This window comes from Paenalcaligenes sp. GW821-LYS-B07-1 (genome assembly GCF_058803365.1).
The window spans coordinates 3,215,422-3,237,429 of record NZ_CM179516.1 but is presented as its reverse complement, the minus strand read 5'-3'; the positions used below and the strand labels follow the sequence as shown (position 1 = coordinate 3,237,429).

The following is a 22,008-nucleotide window of genomic DNA, read 5'->3' as shown; positions in this document are numbered from 1 at the left end:
CGCTCCTAGTTCAGGCCTTGGCCGTGCTGTACGCGTTGCAAGCCTTCAACCACTTCTTCAGTACGGGCGTGGGCAGCACGTTCCAGCACTTTGGAAATACTTGGGGAGGCTTCGCCACCGGTGACGCGTTGAATAGGCTGATCCAACCAGTCGAAGTAACGGCGTTGGATTTCATCTGCCAACCAGCCACCGTAGGATGTGCCTCTAGCACCTTGTTCTACGATCAGCACGTTGTTCGTTTTGCGGATACTTTCACCTATAGTGTCCCAATCCAAGCTAGCTTGATCCAGCCAACGCAAATCGATCACTTCAGCATCAACGCCAGTCTGCTCTACGGCTTCCAAGCTGTGCTGAACCATGGACAAGTAGGTCAGGATAGTGACGGCTTTACCTTCACGACGTACGGCGGCTTTACCTACTGGCAAGCAGTAATCCAAGTCGTCGGTGGGTGCCAAACCGCTGGACGCGTACAGGTCAATGTGTTCGATCACTAGAACGGGGTCGTTCAGTTTCAGCGCGGTGTTCATCAAGCCTACATAGTCGAAAGGCGTAGATGGAGCCACAATGCGCCAACCTGGGCTAGTCGCAAAAATACCGGCAGGGTCCATAGAGTGCTGCGAACCATAGCCGCTACCCATTGCCACTTTGCTGCGCAGTACCAGCGGCACATTGATATCGCCACCAAACATGTGACGTACCTTGCCAATCTGGTTGAAGATTTGGTCAGCAGCTACCCACATAAAGTCGGGGTACATGAATTCCACTACAGGTCTGTAGCGGCCATCCATTGCCAGACCACCACCCAAACCAGCGAAGGCGTTTTCGCTAATAGGGGTGCCCAAAACGCGATCAGGGAAACGATCAGACAAACCACGAGTCGCACCGTTAGTACCTCCTTTCAGACGGTGTACGTCTTCACCCATGATGACCACGCCGGGGTCGGTTTCCATGCGTCGGCCCATCACATCAGCGACCACGTCGATGAATTTGCGATTTTCTAGGGATGAGGTGAAGTTGTCTTGTTCTACCGTTGCGACGCCATTCATTTCGCTCAGGTCGCCACGCAACCCTACGTCACGGAAGTGTGGAGCAGGCCACAGTTCAGGACGGATACGGCGTTTGCCTGCTTTGCCATCAGGATCAGCCTCTACCAGCGCTTCAGCAGCATTTTTCATGGCTTGCTGGATGCGGTTTTGTAATTGCTCAATGTCTTCGGCAGTGATCAGCCCCAGTTCCACCATTTTGGTGTTCATCAGAGTGACTGGATCACGTTCGCGCCATTGCTGTTCTTCTTCTTTGCTGCGGTAACCAAAGGCGCTACCGGCAAAGCCACCGTTCTGGTGGTAGAAGCGGTATAGGTCAGCTTCAATAATGGTTGGGCCGCGGCCTGTGCGCATGTGCTCTAATGCTTGCTCCATCGCCAAGTGCACAGCCAGCGGGTTCATGCCATCTACTTTCCAGCTAGGAATGTTGAAGGCTTGGCCACGCGCAGACAGACGAGGCTCGGCAGTGGCTTCTTCTACGGATGTAGAAACAGCGTAGCGGTTGTTTTCAATGAAGAAACACAGTGGTAGTTTCCATGCCGCAGCCAAGTTCATGGTTTCTAGCGCAGAACCAATATTCACCGCGCCGTCACCAAAGTAGGTGATTGCTACATCACTAGTACCCGCGTGCTTGTGTGCCCATGCAGCGCCGGCTGCCAACGGAATACCACCGCCCACAATCGCGTTAGTACCCAGTACGCCAGCTTCGTCCCAGCGCAAGTGCATGGAGCCGCCACGGCCTTGGCAGAAACCTTGTGATAAGCCCAAAATTTCCGCCAATGTACGTTGCAACAGTGCAGTGGTATTAGCGCCCAACTCGGCGGTAGGAGACATGCCGTTAGGGTGGATGTGAGCCAGTGCTTTGCTCAGGAACTGGTGGTGACCACGGTGTGAGCCGTTGATTTGGTCAGTCGTGCGCAGGAATGCCAATGAACCTGCCGCGCCGCCTTCCTGACCTACGCTGGAGTGTGCTGGGCCGTGTACCAAGCCTTCCATGGCAAGGCCAACAACGGTTTCTTCAAAAGCACGAATCAGGTGTACATGCGTGAGCAGCGTACCCAGTACCGCTGGGTCTGCGTTTTTCCAATCACTGTCGGTAATCTGGAATTCAACCCAGGGAGCCTGGGACTGCAAAGGGGTAATGTCTGGCATAGTGAAACTCACATGGGAAAATTAGGTTCTACACTGGCGTCCAGCACAGGCTGGGAAGTGAATGCGTTACAACGGATGGCCTGTAGATCGCTCATACGGCCAACCAGTTTTTCAAGAGCTGGGCATCGCCTAGCAAGGCGTCTGGTGTGCCACGGAACACCACGGCACCGTGACCCAATACGCAGACGCTGGATGAAATCTTCATTGCGATGGTGAGCTTTTGCTCTACCAAAATAATGGAGACGCCACGTTTGTTAATGTCGGCAAGCGCTTCGCCCACTACTTCTACGATCTTGGGTGCTAAGCCTTCGGTGGGTTCATCCACCAAGATCAGGCGAGGGTTACCCAACAACGATCTACAAATAGTGAGCATTTGCTGTTCACCGCCAGACAAGTTGCCGGCCAGTGTGTTGCGACGCTCTTTAAGACGAGGAAAGTAGTCAAACATTTGCTCTACATTCCACACCGGTGCGTTGGCGCGCTTGGGCTGTATGCCCATCAGTAGGTTTTCGTCTACGGTCAGGTTGGCAAAAATGTCGCGTTCTTCAGGTACATAAGCGATACCTGCGCGGGCGATTTGGTAAGCAGGCTTGCCTGCCAGTTCTTGGCCATCCAACACCACGTTGCCAGAAGTGGGCGTCAACATGCCCATGATGGCTTTGAGTGTGGTGGAACGACCTGTACCGTTACGGCCTAGCAGGCTAAGCACTTCACCTTGTTGCACTTCAAAGCTCACGCCATGAAGGATGTGGCTTTTGCCGTAGTGGGCGTGCAAGTCTTGCACACGCAATAGAGGGGATTGGGCTGTACTCATGCCTGTACCTCCGTACCCAGATAGGCTTCTTGTACGAGTTTGTTGTTGCGTATTTCTTCGGGCGTGCCGGTGGCAATAATTTGCCCGTACACCAGCACACTGATGCGGTCGCTTAATGAGAACACCACATCCATGTCGTGTTCTACGATCATGAGGCTACGACCTTGGCTAAGCTCTTTAATGAGGCCTGTGGTGTAGTCGGTTTCCTCGCGGGACATACCGGCCATAGGCTCATCCAACAGCAGCACGCTAGGGTCAGACGTTAGAGCAATACCGATTTCCAACGAACGTTGTTCGGAATAGCTCAGCTCGCCAGCCAGTGTGTCGCGGTGGGCGCTTAGGCGCACGTTTTCAAGCAGTACATCGACTTCAGCCGTCACCGCTTTAGCACGTGAGGCTGGACGCCAGAAGTTGTAGTCCAACTTGTGACGGCGCATCACACCTAAACGTAGGTTTTCAAACACGCTGAGGCCCGGAAACACGTTAGTGATCTGAAAAGAGCGTGCTAACCCCAAGCGGTTAATACGTTGTGGGTCCATGCCTTGAATAGGGCGGGAGTCCAAATGTATGGTGCCGCTACTAGGGCGCAACAACCCCGAGATCAGGTGAAACAGTGTGGACTTACCCGCACCGTTAGGACCAATAATCGCGTGGCGTTCGCCTTTTTCCAGCGTCAGGTTAACGCCGCGCATGATGTGTGACTCGCCAAAGGATTTATGCAAATCCTTGATCGTCAGAATAGGGGAATGGGCAGTAGACGTCATGGCTATTGTTCCTCGTTCATGGCTTGCCATTTACGTGTCATGGTCGTGGTGATGATGACGCCAAGGATGACCAGCAATACAGGCCATACCCATGTCATGACGGCATTAGGTACCCACGCTTGTCCAAACAACTGGATAGCGGGCCAGTCCATATTGGCAGCGACGTGGTAGTCAGGACTGAGAATGCGGCCTAGTAGCTCAACGATGAGCACAATACCGGCACCACCAGCGACTACACCTAGTGTCCACACCAGTAACGCACCGATGAGTACGAATATGTTGTGACGCAGGCTGCTGCGTTGCCACCATTGCAGGATGCTAAACAAACCTGCAGGCAAGAACATCATGACCAATACGAAGATGATGCCTTGGTACAGCAACCATGAACGAGTCAGGTCAGAGACGGCATAACCGAAGAAGCTCATGACGGCAGCGCCTAGGGCTGGGCCAAAGAAACTGGCAATACCACCGATGTACGAGAACAGTACGGCTTGGGTGGACAGTGTCATGTCGAACAGCACGTAGTTGGCTGCTTCGTTGTGCATGGCTTGCAACCCACCAGCCAGACCAGCAAAGGTGGCAGAGATGGTGAATACCATCACACGCAGACGGTGCACGTTGTAGCCCAAGAAGCGCAGACGATTGGTGTTTTCGCGCAAGCCGTTACACAAGCGCCCTAATGGTGTGCGAGTGAAGTAGAACAGCAGAGCGATAGCAATCAGCGCCCAGATCAGGGTGAGGTAATACACCTCGGTAGAGGTACCAAAGTCAAAGCCCCAAGCAGGCATACGCATAGCGGATACACCACCCTCACCACCAAATACGCCTTTAAGATGGGGAGCAAGGGCATGCAGCAGTTCAGCCAGCGCCAGCGTGATCATAGAGAAGTACACACCACTACGCTGGGTAGAGAACCAACCCGCCACAATGCCAAGCAAACAGCCTGCTAGTGCGCCCAGTAATGGAAGCAACGGGGTGGGCAGCAAGCCCATACCATCTACCGCATTCATGGCGTGAATGGTGGCGAAAGTACCGATAGCGAAGTAGGCAGCGTGACCAAATGACAGCATGCCGCCTTGGCCTGCCAACACGTTAAAGGCCGTCGCAAACAACACAGCGATCAGCATTTGAATGGCAGCATTTAACAGGGCAGGAGTTAGGTAAGAAGGTGCTAGCGCAAGCGCGACGATCAGCACTAAAAACAGAAAAACGCGTTTCACCGTATTACTCCCTATTTCCCATCAGACCCGACGGACGGATCAATAACACCAGTAGCATGAGCAAGAAGGGAATCGTGGCTGCCATGGAAGAAACTTTCAGTGTGAGTAGGCCACCGGTAGCACGAGCCCATTCACCCAGACCAACCAGGTTAAATAGGTCGGCCAGGCTCCAATCTATGCCCACGGCAAAAGAGGACACCAAACCGATGATGAGGGAAGACAGCATGGCGCCGCCTAGAGAACCCAACCCCCCTACAACCACCACCACAAACACCAGTACGCCTAGTTCTAGCGCCATGTTTGGGTTCGTAGTGTAGAACGCACCAGCCACGGCACCAGCCAGACCAGCCAAACCAGCACCCACGGCGAATACGCCCATGAACACCATAGGCACGTTGTGGCCCAAAGCCTCGCCCATGCGTGGTTTGTAGATGGCGGAACGCACCACAATCCCAACGCGGGTGCGGGTCAATAGCAGATAGATCAGAGCAAACATCAGCAAGGATGTCGCACCAATCAGCAAGCGGTAGAAGGGGTAGTTCGTACCGAAAATGCTGAACGCAGAGAAGTTCAACGCTTCAGGTACGCGGTAATCTACCGGGTAGTTACCGTAAAACAGTTTGATGACTTCGGTAATGATGAATGACACACCAAAAGTCAGCAGCAACTGGTGACCATGCCCGTATTGGTGCACGCGACGCAGCATATAGCGCTCAACAAACGCACCAATTAGCCCAACCAGAATGGGGGCAATCACGATTGCAGGCCAGTAGCCTATGTATTTCTGCAAGGTGTAGGCCAAGTAGGCACCAACCATGTAGAAAGAGGTATGGGCGAAGTTCAGAACGCCCATCATGCCGAAAATAAGGGTCAGGCCGGCGGAGACCATGAACAATAGCAATCCGTAGATGCTACCGTTCAGCAGGGACACAACAAAAAACTCCATGCGTATGCCTTTTTTGCCTAGGTTATATGTATAGGCTCTGCCAAGCGCAATAGGTAGAGCTATTCAGGGGCTAGAGACTATAGAGGTGAAGACGCCAGCCCTTAACGTATGGCTGGCGTATAGGAACAGCGATTAGGAAGGACGCTTCATGGAGCAGGTTTGTTCTACGGGGTTAACCGCTTCTGCACCCGTAAAGAGTTTGACCACACTAAAGCCCATGTCGGTGCCGTCTACTTTGTATTCGGCGTCACGCGATACTTGAGATACCACGATAGGCAACATGACTTGGTGATCGTCAGCACGGATAGCGATTTCACCCAATGGGCCTGCCAGTGTGACGTTTTCCAAGTTCAGAGCCAGTTGCGTGGCGTCCATTTTGCCGTCAGCATTCGCAGAGGTGTTACGCAGTGCTTCGCCCAACATTTGGATGCCAAATACGGTTTGTGGCTCTACGTATGTAGGATAGTGACCCGTTACTGCTTTGTAGTCCTCAGCAAATGTTTTAGCTGCATCATTGGCTTCGATGTTGAATGCGTGGGAGATATAGTGGCCCAGAGCCAAATCACCCGCGTTGGCGATGTTACCTGGCTGATCCAAGAACACCGTGCCGAAACGCACTTTCAGGCCAGCATCACGTGTGGCTTTCATCAGCAGCAACAAGTCGTTAGACCAGTTGCCGGTAATCACAGTCTCAGCGCCGCTATTTTTGATGCGGTTAGCGTAGGGGGCGAAGTCTTGAATGCGGTTTACATCATGCAGCGTTTTTTCTACGACTGTGTAGTTGTTGGCGGCTGCTTGCTGTTCCGTTGCGTATTCCATGTCACTACCCCAAGAGTAGTTTTGGTTCATGGCATACACTTTGGTGCCCAGAACGCCGTCTTCTTGCATAGCGTTAACCAGTGTTTTCACACGGATAGGGGCGTTGGTAGTGAAGCGGAAGTGGTAGAAGTGACATTTGTCGGCTGTTAGCTCTAGCGCTTCGCCGCCCATGTTCAGGTACAGCACTTCTTTGCCGCGGTTACGGATGTTGTGTTTGCGGATGTCTTCGGTGATTTGACCGGAAACGGCAGAGGAAGAGCCTTGGATGATGATGTCAGCGCCATCAGCAATCGCTGCTTTCACTTTGTCCGACGCACCAGCAGGACCGCCTTGGTTGTCGTATTCCATGATCTCGATGGCTTCACCGTTCCAGCCACCCGCTTGGTTGATTTTGTCCAACTCGTATTTCACCGCGGTACGGTACAGCAGACCGGTAGACGCTTGAGGGCCGGACAGTGTTTCCACTAAAGCAATTTTGAGTGGTGCGGCTTGTGCAGAAGCCAAGCTACTCAAACCAGTTACAGCCAGCGTTAGTGTCAGGTGTTTCAGTTTCATCGTTTGCTCTCCATTCTCCGAAAAGAATTCGCATGTGGCGCGGCCTTCGTGTGGGAAAGATATTGGTTTAGGAATATCCGTCACAAAGGATAATTTTTATGTAACTTGTCTGATAAGTTTGATATGCTTGTCAGACGATTGAAAAATACTATATCAGCAACAAAAAGAGTGTCAACGAGCATTGATCACGAAACGTAGTAATCCTGATTAGTTCTTTTTAAATCAATATGTTGCTCTTATAGGTATAAACCCGAATACGAGGAGGATCTATGCTGGGACTAGAGAAAAAAGCGGTGTTAATTACCGGTGCTGCAGGGGGAATTGGCCGTGCCTTAGCCTTGCGTTTGGCACAAGCTGGCGCACAGGTTGCGCTATGTGATCGCGATGCATCTGCACTGGAGAAACTAGAGCAAGAAATACGCGAACAAGGTGGTGTGGCAGCACGTTATGCGGCAGATGTGAGTTCGCAGCAGTCTTGCCAGGAGTTAGCGAAAGCTGTGGCGGCGCAATTTGGCCGTATTGATTCCTTGGTGCATTCAGCGGGTATTTATCCCGAATCTAAAGTCGCCGAGATGAGTGCAGAACAATGGCGTCAATTGATGCAGATTAATCTGGATGGCACCTTTTATATGTGTCAGGCCGTGATGCCGTACTTGTCAGAGCACAGCAATATTGTGAACTTGTCTTCTATGGCGGGTCATCGTGGTAGCTATGCACACGCGCATTACTCAGCCTCTAAAGGCGCTGTAACCAGCTTCAGTAAAAGCTTAGCCTTAGAGTTGGCACCACGCACACGTGTGAATTGTGTCGCTCCCGGTATTATTGAAACCGCCATGACGCGTGATTTGCTGCAAGAGAAAGGTCAAGCCTTGTTGGCTTCTACGCCCTTGAAACGCTTTGGTACAGCGCAAGAAGTGGCCGATGTCATTCTGTTTTTGTGTTCTGACTTGGCGTCGTTTGTGACGGGTGAAACCATTCATGTGAACGGTGGGTTGTACATGGTGTAACGCTGGGCCGCCAGTCTCGTTATACTGGCGGAGTTTCATACATTACCTACACAGATCAGGATTGTTTGACCACTATGGCAGGGCATAAACAAAGCATTGCATATTCCACGCCAATCGTGACGTGGATACGGCAGGAAATAGAAGCTGGCCATTTTGTTGCCGATCAAAAATTACCCAGTGAAGCGCAGTTGCAAGAGCGCTTCGGGGTAAGTCGTTCCGTCGTGCGTGAGGCATTGTCACAGCTAAAGTCGGAAGGCTTAGTGCATTCGCAACAAGGTAAGGGTGTGTTTGTGAATGCGCGTGGTGAACGTCGCATGTTCAGTTTGGACATGTCTGGTGCCACGCTGGGTAATATCACTAGCTTGGATCACGTGATAGAGCTGTTGGTAGCGATTGAGGTGGCAGCTGCCAAACATGCGGCTGAGCGGCATACCGCAGCTGACCTAAAAAAGATACGCAAAGCATTAATAGGCATGGAATATGCCATTGCGTGCGATCAGTTGGGGGACGAGGAAGACTACGCGTTTCACCAAGCTATTGTGGATGCTACGCATAATCCGCATTTCATCACGCTCAATGAGTATTTAGAGCAGCATGTGCGACGATTAATACGTCAAGCGCGTAGCCACACAGCGCAATACCATCAAGATTTGATCGAAGATGTGCAGGCTGAACATCAGGCCATCATTCAGGCCATAGAGCAGCGAGATCCAGACGCTGCCGCTGCCGCTGCAGAGCGTCACCTACGCAATGCGGCAGAGCGGTTACGTACTTACATCAAGGCGTAACGCCTTTGTGCACCATTACATAATGGCGGCAAGCGAAGAGGCGGGCACCCAGCCGCTTTGCTGACTGTGCATGCTTTTGCACCACATCCAACCATTCAGCTCTTTGAGCACCGTGACAATTTCCCCGATTTTGACGTTTAGCTCTTGGGATGTGTAGTCTTCTAGCGCGACGCCTTCAGAGGGGGAGTTCTCTTTTCTGTCAATAATCTGACTCGGTACCCAACCACCACAGTGAGTAGGCAGTGTGCAGAAAAACCAGTTATCCCACCCCTCAGGGCCAGCGTACTTTGCCCCTACTGTGAGAGCCGTGCCTTTGGTAAACGAGATAGGGTCAGGGAATTTGCTGTGATGGTTAGCGATTACGCGGTGTACATGTGGGAAGCCAGTTCCGCTGTTGGCGTTGTAGTGCTGTACTGAAAACCCTTCTTCCTCGGTAGGGGCCACGAAATAGCTGCTGATGGCATCAAACTCAGCGTCCGAGGTTTGGTACGGGTGCGTGCCAGAGACATTACGTTGATGTAGTCGTGCTTTACAGATGTCGTCGGGTAGATCCAAAAAGTGCAGTATGTGTGGAGCAGAGGTGGTGTCACACAGCGACTTCATCCAGGCGCGGCTCGCCAAGGTGTTGGCAGGAAAATCCAGCACAATGGAAATGCCTGCTGCAAGCAGTTGCTGAATGTGTGGTGTGATCGCGGTACGCAATAACCCTGCACAGCGAGCATAGTCAGTAATGGTTTTGATGCTGTTGGGGTAGAGCGTTGAGAGCCATTGATCTTCGTTCAGCAAAATAGAGTGAGGAGCAGCAGCTAGCTGGGTAGCAAGCGTAGACTTACCAGAGCCGATTTTTCCGCAAATGAAATGCAGCATCGCGCGGGAGGGGGCGGATGATTTTTTAGCAGAAGTCATAGTGCTGTTTCCTTGATGAAAATCCAATCCTTGTAGGGATAAAAAAACCCGCCTAGCTGGCGGGCAGTCATTGTCATGAAATCCAGTATAAGAAGCTTCAGAAGGTTGTGCAAAGAGGTTTTCACGTTGCTACATGAACTCACATATGCAAAGGATTTATTGCTGAAATTGTTGTAGGCACCAGTTCCACACCGCTTCTACTGCTTTAGGGCGTGCTGATGACCGTTTGCGCAATAAGTAGTACGAGGCAGGCAGGGTAATGCGGTGTTCGCTTAAGGGGATTAAACGGCCTATTTTCAAATCGTCAGCGACAAAAGCTTTACTGGTGAGGGTCACACCTTGAGCTCCTAGCGCAGCGTCGATGGCTAACGCGGTTTGGTTGAAGACAGTGCCTGGTAGGCGGCTGCTCATGTTCAGAAAGGTAGGCCAGCGATCATGTGCGTCATGCAATAAAGGCAGACTAGCCAATTGTTCGGCAGATAAGGGTGGTGGTTGCGGCAGAGCTAACTGAGGGCTAGCAACGGCAATCAGCTCTTGATGAAATAACAGTTCTGCTTCAAGCGCGGCGGGAATAGCCCGTGGCGTTAAGCGTATGGCAATGTCCACTTGGTCTCTATCAAAATCCGAGAGCGCATCGGTGGCAATGGTGTGTAGCTCTACCTGCGGCAAAGCCGTATAAAGATGTGCCAGGCGGGGGATCAATAGTTTGGCCGCAATGGTGGGGGTCACGCTGATAGTGACTCTGTCTGGGCGATGGGTGAGCTTTTCCGTGGCTTGCGCGAGCGTGTCAAAAGCATGACTAATGTCGCTTAAATAGTTGGCGCCTGCTGAGGTTAATGCTAAGCCTCGCGGCAAGCGTTGAAACAGGCTTGCGCCTACATGAGCTTCTAAGGCACGCACTTGTTGCGCGACTGCGCCTTGTGTCACACCCAACTCATCAGCGGCCGCTCTAAAGTTTAGACGTCGGCCTGCAACTTCAAACGCGCGTAGTGCATTTAGTGGGGGGAGTTTACGTCGGTTGGTAGACATGATAAGGCAGTAGTTTTTCTGCAGGATAGTGCGTGTATTTATCGTTAGAACATTAGTCGCTACCAATTGATAATAACTCCATACACTGTCTTTAGGAGTAGATCATGTCGATAGAAAAAGTAGCACTGATTACCGCCGGTGGTTCAGGTATGGGCGCAGCCACTGCTAGGCGTTTAGCAAGCGATGGGTATGCCGTAGCGATTTTGTCTTCTTCGGGAAAAGGTGAGGCGCTAGCCAAAGAATTAGGCGGCATCGGGGTAACGGGTTCTAACCAGTCGCAGGATGATTTACACCGTTTGGTGGACGTGGCCATGCAGCGTTGGGGGCGTATTGATGCGTTGGTGAACTCCGCAGGTCATGGTCCGCGTGCTCCCATTTTGGATCTGAGCGACGAAGATTGGCATAAAGGCATGGAAGTGTATTTTCTGAATGCCGTGCGCGCTACGCGTTTAGTTGTGCCTATCATGCAAAAGCAGGGTAAAGGGGCGATTGTGAATATTTCTACTGCCTGGGCCTTTGAACCCTCGGACATGTTCCCTACCTCTGCGGTGATGCGTGCAGGCCTGGCCAGTTTTACCAAAATCTTTACCGATACCTATGCGGCGCAAAATATACGCATGAATAACGTGTTGCCAGGATGGATAGACAGCTTGCCTGCTACCGATGCTAGACGTGACAGCGTACCCATGCAGCGTTATGGCAAAGCAGAAGAAATTGCAGGCACTATTTCGTTCTTGTTATCGGATGATGCAGGCTACATCACTGGCCAAAATATTAGGGTAGACGGCGGAATCACCCGATCTATTTGAGTCATGACAGCATGAACAAACAAGGCACCACATGGTGCCTTGTTTGTTTTTAGCGCCTTACGCAGTAGGAGGAAGAGGGTGCTAGAGGTGTGCGGCCACCCACAAATCAGTACGGCTTGTATTGGAATAGTAATTGTTATTGTTTGTTATGTTATAACATAACACTTCATTTCAGACCTTACCTTTACATGTGGCTTATGAAATTCCCTCTCAAACCTCTTAGCCTCAGCTTAGTGCTGAGTGTGGGCAGTGCCCAGTTGGCCTTGGCTCATGATGGCGACGTGGCGCATGCAAGCGTCCCTACGCTAAGCGCCATACGCATTTCTGCGTTGCCCTTGAACACCGAACTCAATCAGGCAGTTGGTGCAGTTACCGTCGTAGAAACCCATGATTTGTTGTCGGTGAATGCGGCCGATACGTTAGGTGATGTGTTGGCGCAATCACCGGGTATTCACAGCGATACCTTTGGTGCTGGAGCGGGCCGCCCTGTAATCCGCGGTCAAACAGCACCGCGTGTGAAAGTATTGAGTGATGGGGTGGAGTTCATGGATGCGTCAGCGGTATCGCCAGACCATGCGATTCCCGCTGATATTTTTTCTGCAGAACGTATAGAGGTACTGCGTGGGCCATCTGCCTTGTTATACGGTGGAGGGGCGATTGGTGGCGTGGTGAATATTGTGGATAACAAGATCCCCACAGCCATTCCCGAAAAAGCCTTTTCTGGGCGTATTCAACTGCAAGGCAGCACTGTCGACAAAGGTAATGCTGAAGCTATCTCGCTAACCGGCAGTACGGGTTCTGTGGTGGTGCAGTTGAATGCCAATCACAGTGAGGGCAAAGACTACCGTGTACCGCACTGGAAAGACAGGCGCGTTGAAAACTCCAACACCTTACGCGACAACATGAGTGTAGGGGTGTCATTCATTGGTGATAGGGGCTATATCGGTGCAGCGTATTCTTATCGCTACGACAAGTATGGTTTGCCGGGTCACACGCATGAGTACGAAGATTGCCACCCACATGGTTCATCGCTACATTGCGGGGGGCACGGGCATGATCACGGGCATGATCATGACCACGGCGGACACGATCACGGTCACGACCATGAGCACGATCATCAAACTAATGCGGTATTGCGCAGTGATCGTTTTGATCTGCGCGGCGAGTTAGATAACCCCTTACCAGGGTTTCAAAGTGTGCGATTCAGAGCGGGTTATACCGATTACCGACATGACGAACGCGATGACGGTGTAACAGGCACACGTTTTACTAACCGTGGCTACGATGGCCGTCTAGAATTGCAGCATAAGCCGTGGATGGGGTTAACGGGCGTAATGGGTGTACAGGCATCCAAGTCGAATTTCAAATCAGTAGGGGGCAGCGAGAACTTTATTCCTCCTAGCAAAACCCACAGCACGGGGTTGTTCATGGTGGAAAGCTATGAATGGGATGCGCTGCGGTTTGAGTTGGGCGGGCGCTATGAGTGGCAGACGATTAAGCCAGAGACACAGTCAGTCAGTCGCCCGCTGAATCGCTATAGCGATCAGGCAGCGTCATTCTCGGCGGGTGTGTCATGGGCTTTTGCTCCAGACTATGTGGCGTCATTGTCGCTCTCGCGTTCACAACGTATGCCTAATGCTCAAGAGCTCTATGCAAGAGGGGTACACTTTGCGACGTTGACCTACGAGCTGGGTAATCAGGACCTTAAAAAGGAAACCAGTCACAGCATTGATTTGGGATTACGCAAAACAGAAGGCGCAGCACAGTTTGCCATCAACCTTTTCCACAGCGATATTAAAAACTATATCTACGCTAAAACCCTGGATCAATATGAAGACTTCCGACTGATTCAGTACACTCAAAATGATGCGCGTTTCACGGGGCTAGAGGCAGAGGCTTCCTACCAGTTCAATCCTATTGTGAAGGCAACCTTATATGGGGATTATGTGCGTGGTAGCCTGCGTCACAATGGTGGTTCGTTAGCGCGTATTCCTGCGGCGAGGGTAGGTGTACGTACTGACTTTACGTGGAATAACTGGCAGGCTTATTTGAACTACACTCAACATTTCAGCCAGAATCGTATTGCCGACTATGAAAGCCGTACGGCTGGCTATGCGATGTTCGGCGCGGGTGTGAACTACAAAACCAAACTGGCGGGCAACACCTACGAGTTCTACGTAAAAGGTACTAACTTGTTCAACAGACTTGGCTACAACCACACCTCCTTCATCTCCAGAGCAGCGCCTTTGGCGGGGCGTAACGTGATCGCTGGCGTACGGATGGAGTTCTAAGCATGACTACCCCCAGTATTGGTTTACTCTACAAAAAAGTCACCGAACTGCAGGCACAAACCCCATGGGGAAACGTGCTGGATGCTGGCACAGGGCTAGGTTCTATGCGGTGGTTGCAGTCCATAGACAGCAGCAGTTGGACTGCCATTACCGGTGCCGAAGGCATGGCACGTCAGATTCGGCAGTCACCCATTTTCCACGCCAGAGAGCAGGATCGCTTAGTGGTGGATAACTGGATGAATGCAGAACTACTGGCCAACGAGCAGTTTGACACGGTATTGGCAGACTACTTGCTGGGGGCGATTGAGGGCTTTGCACCCTACTGGCAAGATCAGCTATTTCCACGTTTGCGACAACTAGCCAGAGGCAACTTGTACGTCATCGGCCTAAGCCCTTATGTGCCGTATGACGCCGATCACGATGCAGGAAAGCTGGTCACCGAAATAGGGCGTTTACGTGATGCCTGCTTATTGCTGGCAGATGAACGACCTTACCGCGAATACCCGTTGGAATGGGTGTTGCGTCAGTTGCGCCATGCCAATTTCAAACCCGTAGAGGTACAGCAGTTTGCCATACGCTATGGGGCGAACTTCGTGAATGGGCAGTTGGATATGTGCGCTGCACGTACCCGGCGATTCAAAGACCGAGGCCTAGCCTTAGCCATGAACGAACACATCGCCGACCTACGCCAACGAGCCCTTAACTACGTGGCGCAAGAGGGCGGGTTACGGCATGGTTTTGATTATGTGATTCAGGCCACGACATGCTAGTGGCTTTGCGCCTATAACAACACCCTGCTGCTATGCAGCAGGTGTTTCTCACTGTGGTTGGCGTACCGCATCTCCCCTTACTCAGTTTTAGCCAGGCCTTTTTTAAGGCCTGATTGTCGTGTGTTCGCTCCGAATGTGTGTAGTCGTTTTTGTGCGTATTAGGGTTCTTACTGATAGGCATGTCTGTCTCATCGCTTTTATCATTATTCCATATATTAGAACATCATTCCGTTTAGCGGAATATAGGTACGAAAATGATGGAACGAGACACTACACAGCACCTGCTGCTTCCTGATGGAGCCGAACTACATTACGTAGAAATTGGGCAGCCGTGTGCGTCACGTCCTTCCGTGTTGATGTTGCACTCGTTATTTTTCAATGGCGCTATGTTTGCGCCAGTGATTGAGTCATTGCAAGACGAGTGGCACATCATTTGTACGGATCATCGCAATCAAGGTTTTAGTACCGCTGGTCAAAAACCAGCAACGATGCGTCAGTTGGCAGAGGATTATGTGTTTCTGGCCCAAACATTGCAGCTCCCCTCGCTACACGTAGTGGGTAGTTCGATGGGCGGGTATGTAGCCCAAGAACTGATGCAATGTGCTCCGCAACTCGTACGTTCAACCGTATTGTCCTGCTGTACCTCTCAAGCTGAACAGCAAAAACAACGTTTCGATCAACTGGAAGCGCAATTGCGCCTAGATGGCGGTGCACCGTATGTGTCGACTTTGCTGCAAACCATGTTTGGCGATGCATTTTTGAATAGCACAGAAGCGACGGCGGTAGCGCAGCGTGAGGCATGGCGTGACTACTTTACACAGTTGCCAACCAGCATTGCGAACTCAGTGAACGGTGTGTTTTCCCGTCCTGACTACCAGCAGCACTTGGCCACGAACACTATTCCCCATCTGTTGATCAGTGGCGCATTGGATAGAGCAAAAAAACCAGCTGATATGGAACACATGCAGAAGCATCTTCCAAACAGCACACATAGCGTGTTTGAGCAGTCAGGTCATACCCCTCCCGTAGAAGCACCTGTTGAGTTCGCACGCCAGATTGAGCGTTTTTGGAATCAAGTTAATTAATGATGCAAGGATTAATTCATGCAAGCTAATGAAGCTATTGTGCTGCCGACAGCGATGTCCTTCGGCAAGAATGCACAGCCTATATTGGATATTGCGTCTGACCAGCCCAGTCAATTTGTGGTGAAAGATGGTGCAGTGTTGTTGCGTGGTAGCGAGAGTCGCTCCAGTGGTAGCAAGGCTTTTCCGGTACGTGAGGTGTGTATGGAAACCGGAGCACGCGACATGGAAGAGATGTTTTTCGGCCCAGTAGGGACGTTGTACAGTTTTTCTACTATTCATGTTTCCGCCTCACGAGCCACTCCATACACCTTGGGGTATGTGGATTTCCCCAATGGAGTACGTGTGCTTGCTCATGTGCGTTGTGACGATGTGAGTGCCTTGTATTGCGATATGCCTGTCAGCACAGCAACCGATGGCACTGACTGGTTTGTAACTCCTACCTCGGCGGAGAAATAACGTGAGTGAAGCATATGTAGTTGGCGCGGCCATGATCCCTATGGCACGTCATAAAGAATCCAGTTATACCGGATTGGCCTTACCAGCGATTTTGAATGCGATGGCCAGTGCAGGTGTGCAGGCTGATGACATTGATGCAGTAGTGTGCGGTCATGCGTTTGGCGGCATGCTGACGGGTCAGCGTTTGGTAAAAGAAATTGGGATAGGTACTGTTCCAGTCGTCAATTGCGACAACGCATGCTCTGGTGGCGCTACGGCCATTCACTTGGCATGGAAAGATATTCAAGCCGGTAAACACGACATCGTGTTGGTGATTGGTGTGGATAAGTTGACCCAGTTTGGTGGCGGTACGTTGCCATTGGTGCAAGAAGACCCTGAAGTGCAACAAGGGTTGGTCATGCCAGCGGTATATGGCATGCGTGCCAAGCGCTATTTGCATGAACGTAACTTGGGGCCAGAGGTTTTGGCACAAGTGAGCATTAAGGCGCGTACCCACAGTAAGCACAACCCTTATGCACAGTTTCGCGATCCACTAACGGTAGAGCAAGTATTAGCATCGCGCCCAATTTGTGATCCGCTGACATTACTACAGTGCTGCCCTACAGGGGATGGTGCTGCGGCATTGATCATGGTGTCCGAGCGCGCACTGAAACGGTTACAGAAACCAGCCATGCGAGTGGCCGCTTCTGTGCTGCATTCAGGTCAGGCTACCAGCGGTTTTCGCGATATGACTAGACCAGAGATTTCATTTGAGTCTGCTCGTGATGCGTACAAGATGGCAGGCATCACAGCGCAGGATTTGGATGCAGTAGAGTTGCACGACGCGTTTACAATCGCCGAACTTGTTTATTACGAAGCACTAGGTTTGTGTGAAGTAGGGCAGTCTGCTCAGTTCTTATTGGATGGCCGTAGTACGTACGGCGGTGACGTGGTGGTGAACCCAAGTGGTGGTTTGCTGGCAAAAGGTCACCCAGTAGGAGCCAGTGGTGTAGCCCAAGCCGTGGAAATGTACTGGCAACTTACACATCAAGCCGGAGAACGTCAGGTGCCTAATGCACGCTACGCCATGACGCACGTCACGGGTGGTGGTATTGCAGCGCTTGATCATGGTGCATGTGCAATCCATATTTTTGAAGCCCAGGTATGACCACACAAAACACTTCTACCCCCAATAGTTCTACTGGAACCGTGAGCCGTGCTTTGCAGCTTTTGGCTGTGTTGGCCGAGTCAAATGGCCCAGTAACAGTGAAACAGGTGTCTGAACAAATGGGGTTGGCACCATCAACAGCGCACCGGTTGCTGAATTTACTGCGTAAAGAAGATTTTGTGTCTGTGGCGAGTGGTGGAAGTGGTTTGTACAGCATTGGGCCTGAATTTTATCGCGTTGCGGCGCAGGTGATGAGTGCCGAGTCCAGACCAGCGTTGGCACAAAAATCGTTGGATGAAATCGCTTCTGAGTTCAATGAAACGGTGCTGTTTGGTATGTATGCCGCTAGCGAGTCGGCAATGAGTTTTGCGGCCATCGCCAGAGGCGAACACAAGCTGCAATACCAAATCGATTTACATAAGCCCATGTCATTGGTGTGGGGAGCATCAGGCAAAGCCATTCTGGCGTACTTGGATAACGACACTATAGAGCGTCTGTATGCCAAGGCTGAAACCTCACCTGCCCATGATGCGCCGTTGCCCAAATTGGATGTGTTGTTGGCGGAATTGGCTGAAGTACGTCAAAACGGCTACGCACACAGCATGAGCGAAAAACTACCCGATGCACGTGGGGTTGCTGCGCCTGTATTTGATAACCACGGCATTGTGGGCTGCATTTGTTTGACCATGCCTACTACCCGTGTACCCAGTGCTGGTTTGAGTGCAATCACCGAAGCCGTTATTCATCATGCCGAAAAACTTTCCGAGATGTTCGGATACCGACATAGAAAAACCAAATTATGAGTAATACCGCTACCGCTCAGCCGTTGGCAGGCTACAAGGTCATAGACCTCACCACGTTTTTGTCTGGTCCTTTTTGCACACAAGTGCTTGGGGATTTGGGTGCTGAAGTGGTCAAAATTGAGGCACCAGAAGGTGACTCTAGTCGCAGTATCCCACCGCACTTTGTGGGCGAAGACAGTGCTTACTACCTCAGCATTAATCGCAACAAAAGCAGTTTGGCGGTGAACTTAAAAACAGCTGAGGGGCTGGATTTAGTAAGACAACTCATCTTGAAAGCGGATGTGGTTGTGGAAAACTATAGACCCGGTGTAGCTGCGCGTTTGGGGTTGGACCCACAGCAGTTGTGCGAAGAACGGCCAGGCTTAGTGTGGGCATCTATCAGCGGTTTTGGGCAAACAGGCCCAGATAAAGACAAGCCTGCGTATGACATGATTGTGCAGGCGTTGTCGGGCGTAATGAGCTTGACTGGTGAGGAAGGCAGACCCGCCGTACGGTTAGGTATTCCTGCTGGCGACACGGTTGCTGGTCTGTATGCCACGATTGCGATTAATGCGGCGTTAGCTGATAGAGAGCGTACTGGTAAAGGTCGCATCATTGATGTAGCGATGCTGGATTGCCAGTTAGCCATGTTGTCCTATCAAAGTGCATATGCCTTGATTGCGGATGTCACACCCGCTCCGCAGGGCGCTAAACATGACTCCATTCCTACTTACCGATCCTTCCGCGGAGGCGATGGCCGTGAACTAGTGGTAACGGCCAATACCGACAGAATGTGGCAGGGGTTATGCCGCGTGTTGGGTTTGGAGCATCTTATTCATGACGAGCGTTTCCAAAATGGTTCTAGTCGCCTGGAAAACAAACAGGTGTTGTGGGAGCAATTGGAGAACGCTTTTGCAGAACAGCCCGCTGCACATTGGGTTCCTTTGCTAGAAGAGAACAGCGTGCCGGTAGCGTTGATCCATTCTGTTCCCGAGGCCTTAATGCATGCGCGTGAGTCAGAACGTAGCATGATTCTTGCCTTACAGAATGAAGATCACAGCATAGAAGTTGTAGGTAATCCCATCAAATTTGTGGGTGCAGAGCCTGTGTCTTCTAGCTTCCCGCCTAAAAAAGGGGCTGATGATGTACGCGTGCTCAATGACTGGTTAAGTCTGCCCGCCGATGTAGTGACGTCTTTACAGAGTAAAGGCATCTTATTGAATAGTACGTGTAGCCAAGCATGACAGCGCCACTCGCCACCCTTCACTATCAAGGCTCGTTATTCACTGTAGATAACGGCACTACTGCGGATGAGTGCGTGATCGCCCTGCACTCTATAGGCGTAGATGCGCAGTCTTTTTCTGCGTTGTTTAGTCATCTAGGCGCTGAGTATCCGTGCCTTAGCTACGATTTACGCGGCCACGGTACAGCTGCCGCATTGCAGCAGTTTGACCTGAGCGTATTGGTAGAAGATGCCGTCAAGGTTGTGGAGTCATGCCGCTTTAGGAAAGTCCATTTAGTAGGGCACTCCATAGGCGGTGTGATTGCAGCGTTGGCCGCGGCGAAGTTGGCAAAGAGTGCAACACATCACATACAAAGTCTGAGCATTATCGCTAGCCCACCGACAGGATTGGCTGTATTTGCCGAGCGTGCTCAGGCTATGCAAAACGAAAGCAGCCAAAGCATCGTAGAAACGACGATACAACGATGGTTTGGCGGTTTGGACGTAACACCCGCTCTTTCTGACGCTATGCAGTATGCACAGCAACAGTTGAGCGTTATTCCCGTAGGTGCGCTAGTTAGCAGCTGGCAAAGTCTGGCTCAGTTTTCTGGGTATAGCACCTTAGGGGAGCAACTACCTGCCACATTACTTATCACCGGAAACCGGGACCTTTCTACACCTGCTGCTGCGATGCAACCCATCGTGGAGGCACTGCATCACGCAGGCAAGACACAAACACAACTACAAATTATTGAAGGGGGAGGTCACATGTTGCCACTCACCCCATCGGACACTTTGATTCATCTTTTGATGTCGCATTTCAAAGGGTCTGGAGCCACAAACTTTCGCTAGGAATCGCTATGTCAGACTTTACAGGTCGAATCGCTATCGTGACGGGTGCAGCAGCAGGCATAGGCCAAGCTGTATGCCAGCATCTGATAGCGCTGGGTGCCATTGTGGGTGGTGTTGATCGCCAATCCGACGGCATCCCTCACGGGGTAACACCGCTTATTGCGGATGTGACCGATCAAGAATCCTTGAATCAGGCAGTTGCCAGCTTTGCCAACACTCATGGTCGTATTGATGTGTTGATTAACAATGCCGGAGTGAGTTTTGTGGGCACTATTGAAGATGGTAGCGAAGAAGATTGGCTACGTATTTTCAATATCAATGTTTTGGGCTACATGCGCAGCACGCGTGCGTGTCTGCCATATCTGCGCAAGTCGCAAAGTGCGGTGATCGTGAATATGTCGTCATGCACGGCAATTAATGGTTTGCCAGAACGTGCTTTGTATTCAGCCAGCAAAGGGGCCATTCAGTCTATGACGCTGGCGATGTCGGCAGATTTGATTGCTGAACATATACGCGTAGTGGGTATTGCACCAGCAACGGTAGATACCCCATTCATGACCGAGTTGGCGAATCGCACAAGCGACCCTGCTGCTAAGCGCAATGAATTCCATAGACGCCAGCCTACAGGGCAAATGGTGCAGCCAGAAGAGGTTGCCCGTTTGGTTGCGCACGTCGCGAACCCTGAAGCTCACTCCTACACCGGCACCATCATCAATATTGATGGCGGCATGGCTACGTTACGTATGCCTCACTCAACACATTAATACTCATACAAACAAGGAACTATCGTGAGATTTGAAAATAAAACCGTAATTATTACTGGTGCTGGTCAAGGTATTGGTCGTGCGTATGCGCATGAGTTTGCCAAAGCGGGTGCTGCTGTTGTGATTGCTGATTTGAACATTGAAAAAGCACAAGCTGTAGCGGCTGAAATTCAGGCTGAAAGCGGTAAAGCGCTGGCTGTGAAAGTGGATGTTTCCGACGAAAAAAGTGCTGCAGATATGGTGGCAGAAGCCGTAAAAGCATTTGGCTCAGTCGATGTGCTGATCAACAATGCAGCGGTTTTCTCTACATTGAAAATGAAGCCGTTTGAAGAAATCGACGCCGCAGAGTGGGATTTCGTGATGGGCGTTAATGCTCGTGGGGTATTTAACTGCGTTAAAGCGGTATCACCCACTATGAAAAAACAGCAAAGCGGCAAGATCATCAACATTTCTTCCAGCGTGGTGGTAACAGGTCGTGCTAACTACGCACACTACGTGGCATCTAAGGGTGCTGTGGTAGCGCTGACTCGTGCCTTGGCGACGGAGTTGGGTGAGTACTGCATCAACGTGAATGCGATTAGCCCACACGGCATCGTGACTGAAGTGCCACGCGACACCATTCGTCCAGAACAATGGGATGCCATCATTGCTGCACAAACGCTGAAACGCAAAGGCGATGTGAGCGACATGATCGGTGCCACCATGTTCCTGGCGTCTGACGACAGCAAATACATCACTGGCCAAACACTAAACGTGGATGCTGGTCTGCGTTTCAACTAATCCAATA

Annotated in this window: 21 protein-coding genes; 13 read left to right on the top strand and 8 right to left on the bottom strand. The window is 51.3% G+C overall.

The features are described 5' to 3' along the window. Window positions 1-5 precede the first annotated feature (5 nt). The 6 genes from AC3QL0_RS15580 to AC3QL0_RS15555 form a co-directional block, all read right to left on the bottom strand. The gene (locus AC3QL0_RS15580) at window positions 6-2,195 is read right to left on the bottom strand and encodes an alpha-ketoacid dehydrogenase subunit alpha/beta (protein ID WP_493009292.1); all 2,190 of its coding nucleotides are present in this window, start codon (window positions 2,193-2,195) and stop codon (window positions 6-8) included. Window positions 2,196-2,286: 91 nt separating this feature from the next. Then, window positions 2,287-3,009, bottom strand: a complete 723-nt coding sequence (locus AC3QL0_RS15575) for an ABC transporter ATP-binding protein (protein ID WP_135863298.1) — start codon at window positions 3,007-3,009, stop codon at window positions 2,287-2,289. Further along, window positions 3,006-3,773: an ABC transporter ATP-binding protein gene (locus AC3QL0_RS15570; protein WP_493009291.1), complete on the bottom strand. Its 768-nt coding sequence runs from the start codon at window positions 3,771-3,773 to the stop codon at window positions 3,006-3,008. Before AC3QL0_RS15570 ends, AC3QL0_RS15575 begins: the two co-directional genes overlap by 4 nt. Before the next feature lie 2 nt (window positions 3,774-3,775). Beyond that, window positions 3,776-4,993: a branched-chain amino acid ABC transporter permease gene (locus tag AC3QL0_RS15565; RefSeq protein ID WP_493009290.1), complete on the bottom strand. Its 1,218-nt coding sequence runs from the start codon at window positions 4,991-4,993 to the stop codon at window positions 3,776-3,778. A gap of 4 nt (window positions 4,994-4,997) precedes the next feature. Continuing rightward, window positions 4,998-5,939 carry a branched-chain amino acid ABC transporter permease gene (locus AC3QL0_RS15560; RefSeq protein WP_430221198.1) on the bottom strand — a complete coding sequence of 314 codons (942 nt, stop codon included), beginning with the start codon at window positions 5,937-5,939 and terminating at the stop codon, window positions 4,998-5,000. Window positions 5,940-6,071: 132 nt separating this feature from the next. After that, window positions 6,072-7,313: a branched-chain amino acid ABC transporter substrate-binding protein gene (locus tag AC3QL0_RS15555; protein ID WP_493009289.1), complete on the bottom strand. Its 1,242-nt coding sequence runs from the start codon at window positions 7,311-7,313 to the stop codon at window positions 6,072-6,074. A 269-nt stretch (window positions 7,314-7,582) separates the two neighbouring features. Between AC3QL0_RS15555 and AC3QL0_RS15550 the strand changes: the two genes are divergently transcribed. Together AC3QL0_RS15550 and AC3QL0_RS15545 are read left to right on the top strand one after the other, a co-directional pair. Further along, window positions 7,583-8,320, top strand: a complete 738-nt coding sequence (locus tag AC3QL0_RS15550; protein WP_493009288.1) for an SDR family NAD(P)-dependent oxidoreductase — start codon at window positions 7,583-7,585, stop codon at window positions 8,318-8,320. Between the two features lie 74 nt (window positions 8,321-8,394). Further along, window positions 8,395-9,108 (top strand): FadR/GntR family transcriptional regulator, encoded by a 714-nt coding sequence (locus tag AC3QL0_RS15545; protein ID WP_493009287.1) that lies wholly within the window; start codon window positions 8,395-8,397, stop codon window positions 9,106-9,108. Window positions 9,109-9,123: 15 nt separating this feature from the next. Here AC3QL0_RS15545 and AC3QL0_RS15540 read toward each other — a convergent pair whose 3' ends face one another. Beyond that, window positions 9,124-10,014 (bottom strand): AAA family ATPase, encoded by an 891-nt coding sequence (locus AC3QL0_RS15540; RefSeq protein ID WP_493009286.1) that lies wholly within the window; start codon window positions 10,012-10,014, stop codon window positions 9,124-9,126. A gap of 156 nt (window positions 10,015-10,170) precedes the next feature. Continuing rightward, a complete protein-coding gene (locus AC3QL0_RS15535) occupies window positions 10,171-11,043 on the bottom strand; it encodes a LysR substrate-binding domain-containing protein (RefSeq protein ID WP_493009285.1) in 873 nt (290 codons plus the stop codon). Between the two features lie 104 nt (window positions 11,044-11,147). Here AC3QL0_RS15535 and AC3QL0_RS15530 point away from each other — a divergent pair, with 104 nt between their 5' ends. The 11 genes from AC3QL0_RS15530 to AC3QL0_RS15480 all read left to right on the top strand — a co-directional run bounded on the left by AC3QL0_RS15530 (window position 11,148) and on the right by AC3QL0_RS15480 (window position 22,001). Further along, window positions 11,148-11,852 carry an SDR family oxidoreductase gene (locus AC3QL0_RS15530; protein ID WP_493009284.1) on the top strand — a complete coding sequence of 235 codons (705 nt, stop codon included), beginning with the start codon at window positions 11,148-11,150 and terminating at the stop codon, window positions 11,850-11,852. Window positions 11,853-12,049: 197 nt separating this feature from the next. Next, on the top strand, window positions 12,050-14,143 hold the full coding sequence (locus AC3QL0_RS15525; protein WP_493009283.1) for a TonB-dependent receptor domain-containing protein: 2,094 nt from the start codon (window positions 12,050-12,052) through the stop codon (window positions 14,141-14,143). A 2-nt stretch (window positions 14,144-14,145) separates the two neighbouring features. Then, window positions 14,146-14,913, top strand: coding sequence for a class I SAM-dependent methyltransferase (locus AC3QL0_RS15520; RefSeq protein WP_493009282.1), 768 nt, complete (start codon window positions 14,146-14,148; stop codon window positions 14,911-14,913). A 254-nt stretch (window positions 14,914-15,167) separates the two neighbouring features. Continuing rightward, window positions 15,168-15,998, top strand: a complete 831-nt coding sequence (locus AC3QL0_RS15515; protein WP_493009281.1) for an alpha/beta fold hydrolase — start codon at window positions 15,168-15,170, stop codon at window positions 15,996-15,998. Window positions 15,999-16,016: 18 nt separating this feature from the next. After that, window positions 16,017-16,454 carry a Zn-ribbon domain-containing OB-fold protein gene (locus tag AC3QL0_RS15510; protein ID WP_493009280.1) on the top strand — a complete coding sequence of 146 codons (438 nt, stop codon included), beginning with the start codon at window positions 16,017-16,019 and terminating at the stop codon, window positions 16,452-16,454. 1 nt (window position 16,455) lies between these two features. Next, window positions 16,456-17,601 (top strand): thiolase family protein, encoded by a 1,146-nt coding sequence (locus AC3QL0_RS15505; RefSeq protein ID WP_493009279.1) that lies wholly within the window; start codon window positions 16,456-16,458, stop codon window positions 17,599-17,601. Next, complete coding sequence (locus AC3QL0_RS15500) at window positions 17,598-18,404, top strand: IclR family transcriptional regulator (protein WP_493009278.1); 807 nt, start codon at window positions 17,598-17,600, stop codon at window positions 18,402-18,404. The genes AC3QL0_RS15505 and AC3QL0_RS15500 overlap by 4 nt, the downstream gene beginning before the upstream one ends. After that, window positions 18,401-19,627, top strand: coding sequence for a CaiB/BaiF CoA transferase family protein (locus AC3QL0_RS15495; protein WP_493009277.1), 1,227 nt, complete (start codon window positions 18,401-18,403; stop codon window positions 19,625-19,627). Before AC3QL0_RS15500 ends, AC3QL0_RS15495 begins: the two co-directional genes overlap by 4 nt. Further along, window positions 19,624-20,457 (top strand): alpha/beta fold hydrolase, encoded by an 834-nt coding sequence (locus tag AC3QL0_RS15490; RefSeq protein WP_493009276.1) that lies wholly within the window; start codon window positions 19,624-19,626, stop codon window positions 20,455-20,457. The genes AC3QL0_RS15495 and AC3QL0_RS15490 overlap by 4 nt, the downstream gene beginning before the upstream one ends. 8 nt (window positions 20,458-20,465) lie before the next feature. Beyond that, window positions 20,466-21,221 (top strand): SDR family NAD(P)-dependent oxidoreductase, encoded by a 756-nt coding sequence (locus AC3QL0_RS15485; RefSeq protein ID WP_493009275.1) that lies wholly within the window; start codon window positions 20,466-20,468, stop codon window positions 21,219-21,221. 24 nt (window positions 21,222-21,245) lie between these two features. Then, window positions 21,246-22,001, top strand: coding sequence for an SDR family NAD(P)-dependent oxidoreductase (locus AC3QL0_RS15480; protein ID WP_493009274.1), 756 nt, complete (start codon window positions 21,246-21,248; stop codon window positions 21,999-22,001). Window positions 22,002-22,008: the final 7 nt, after the last annotated feature.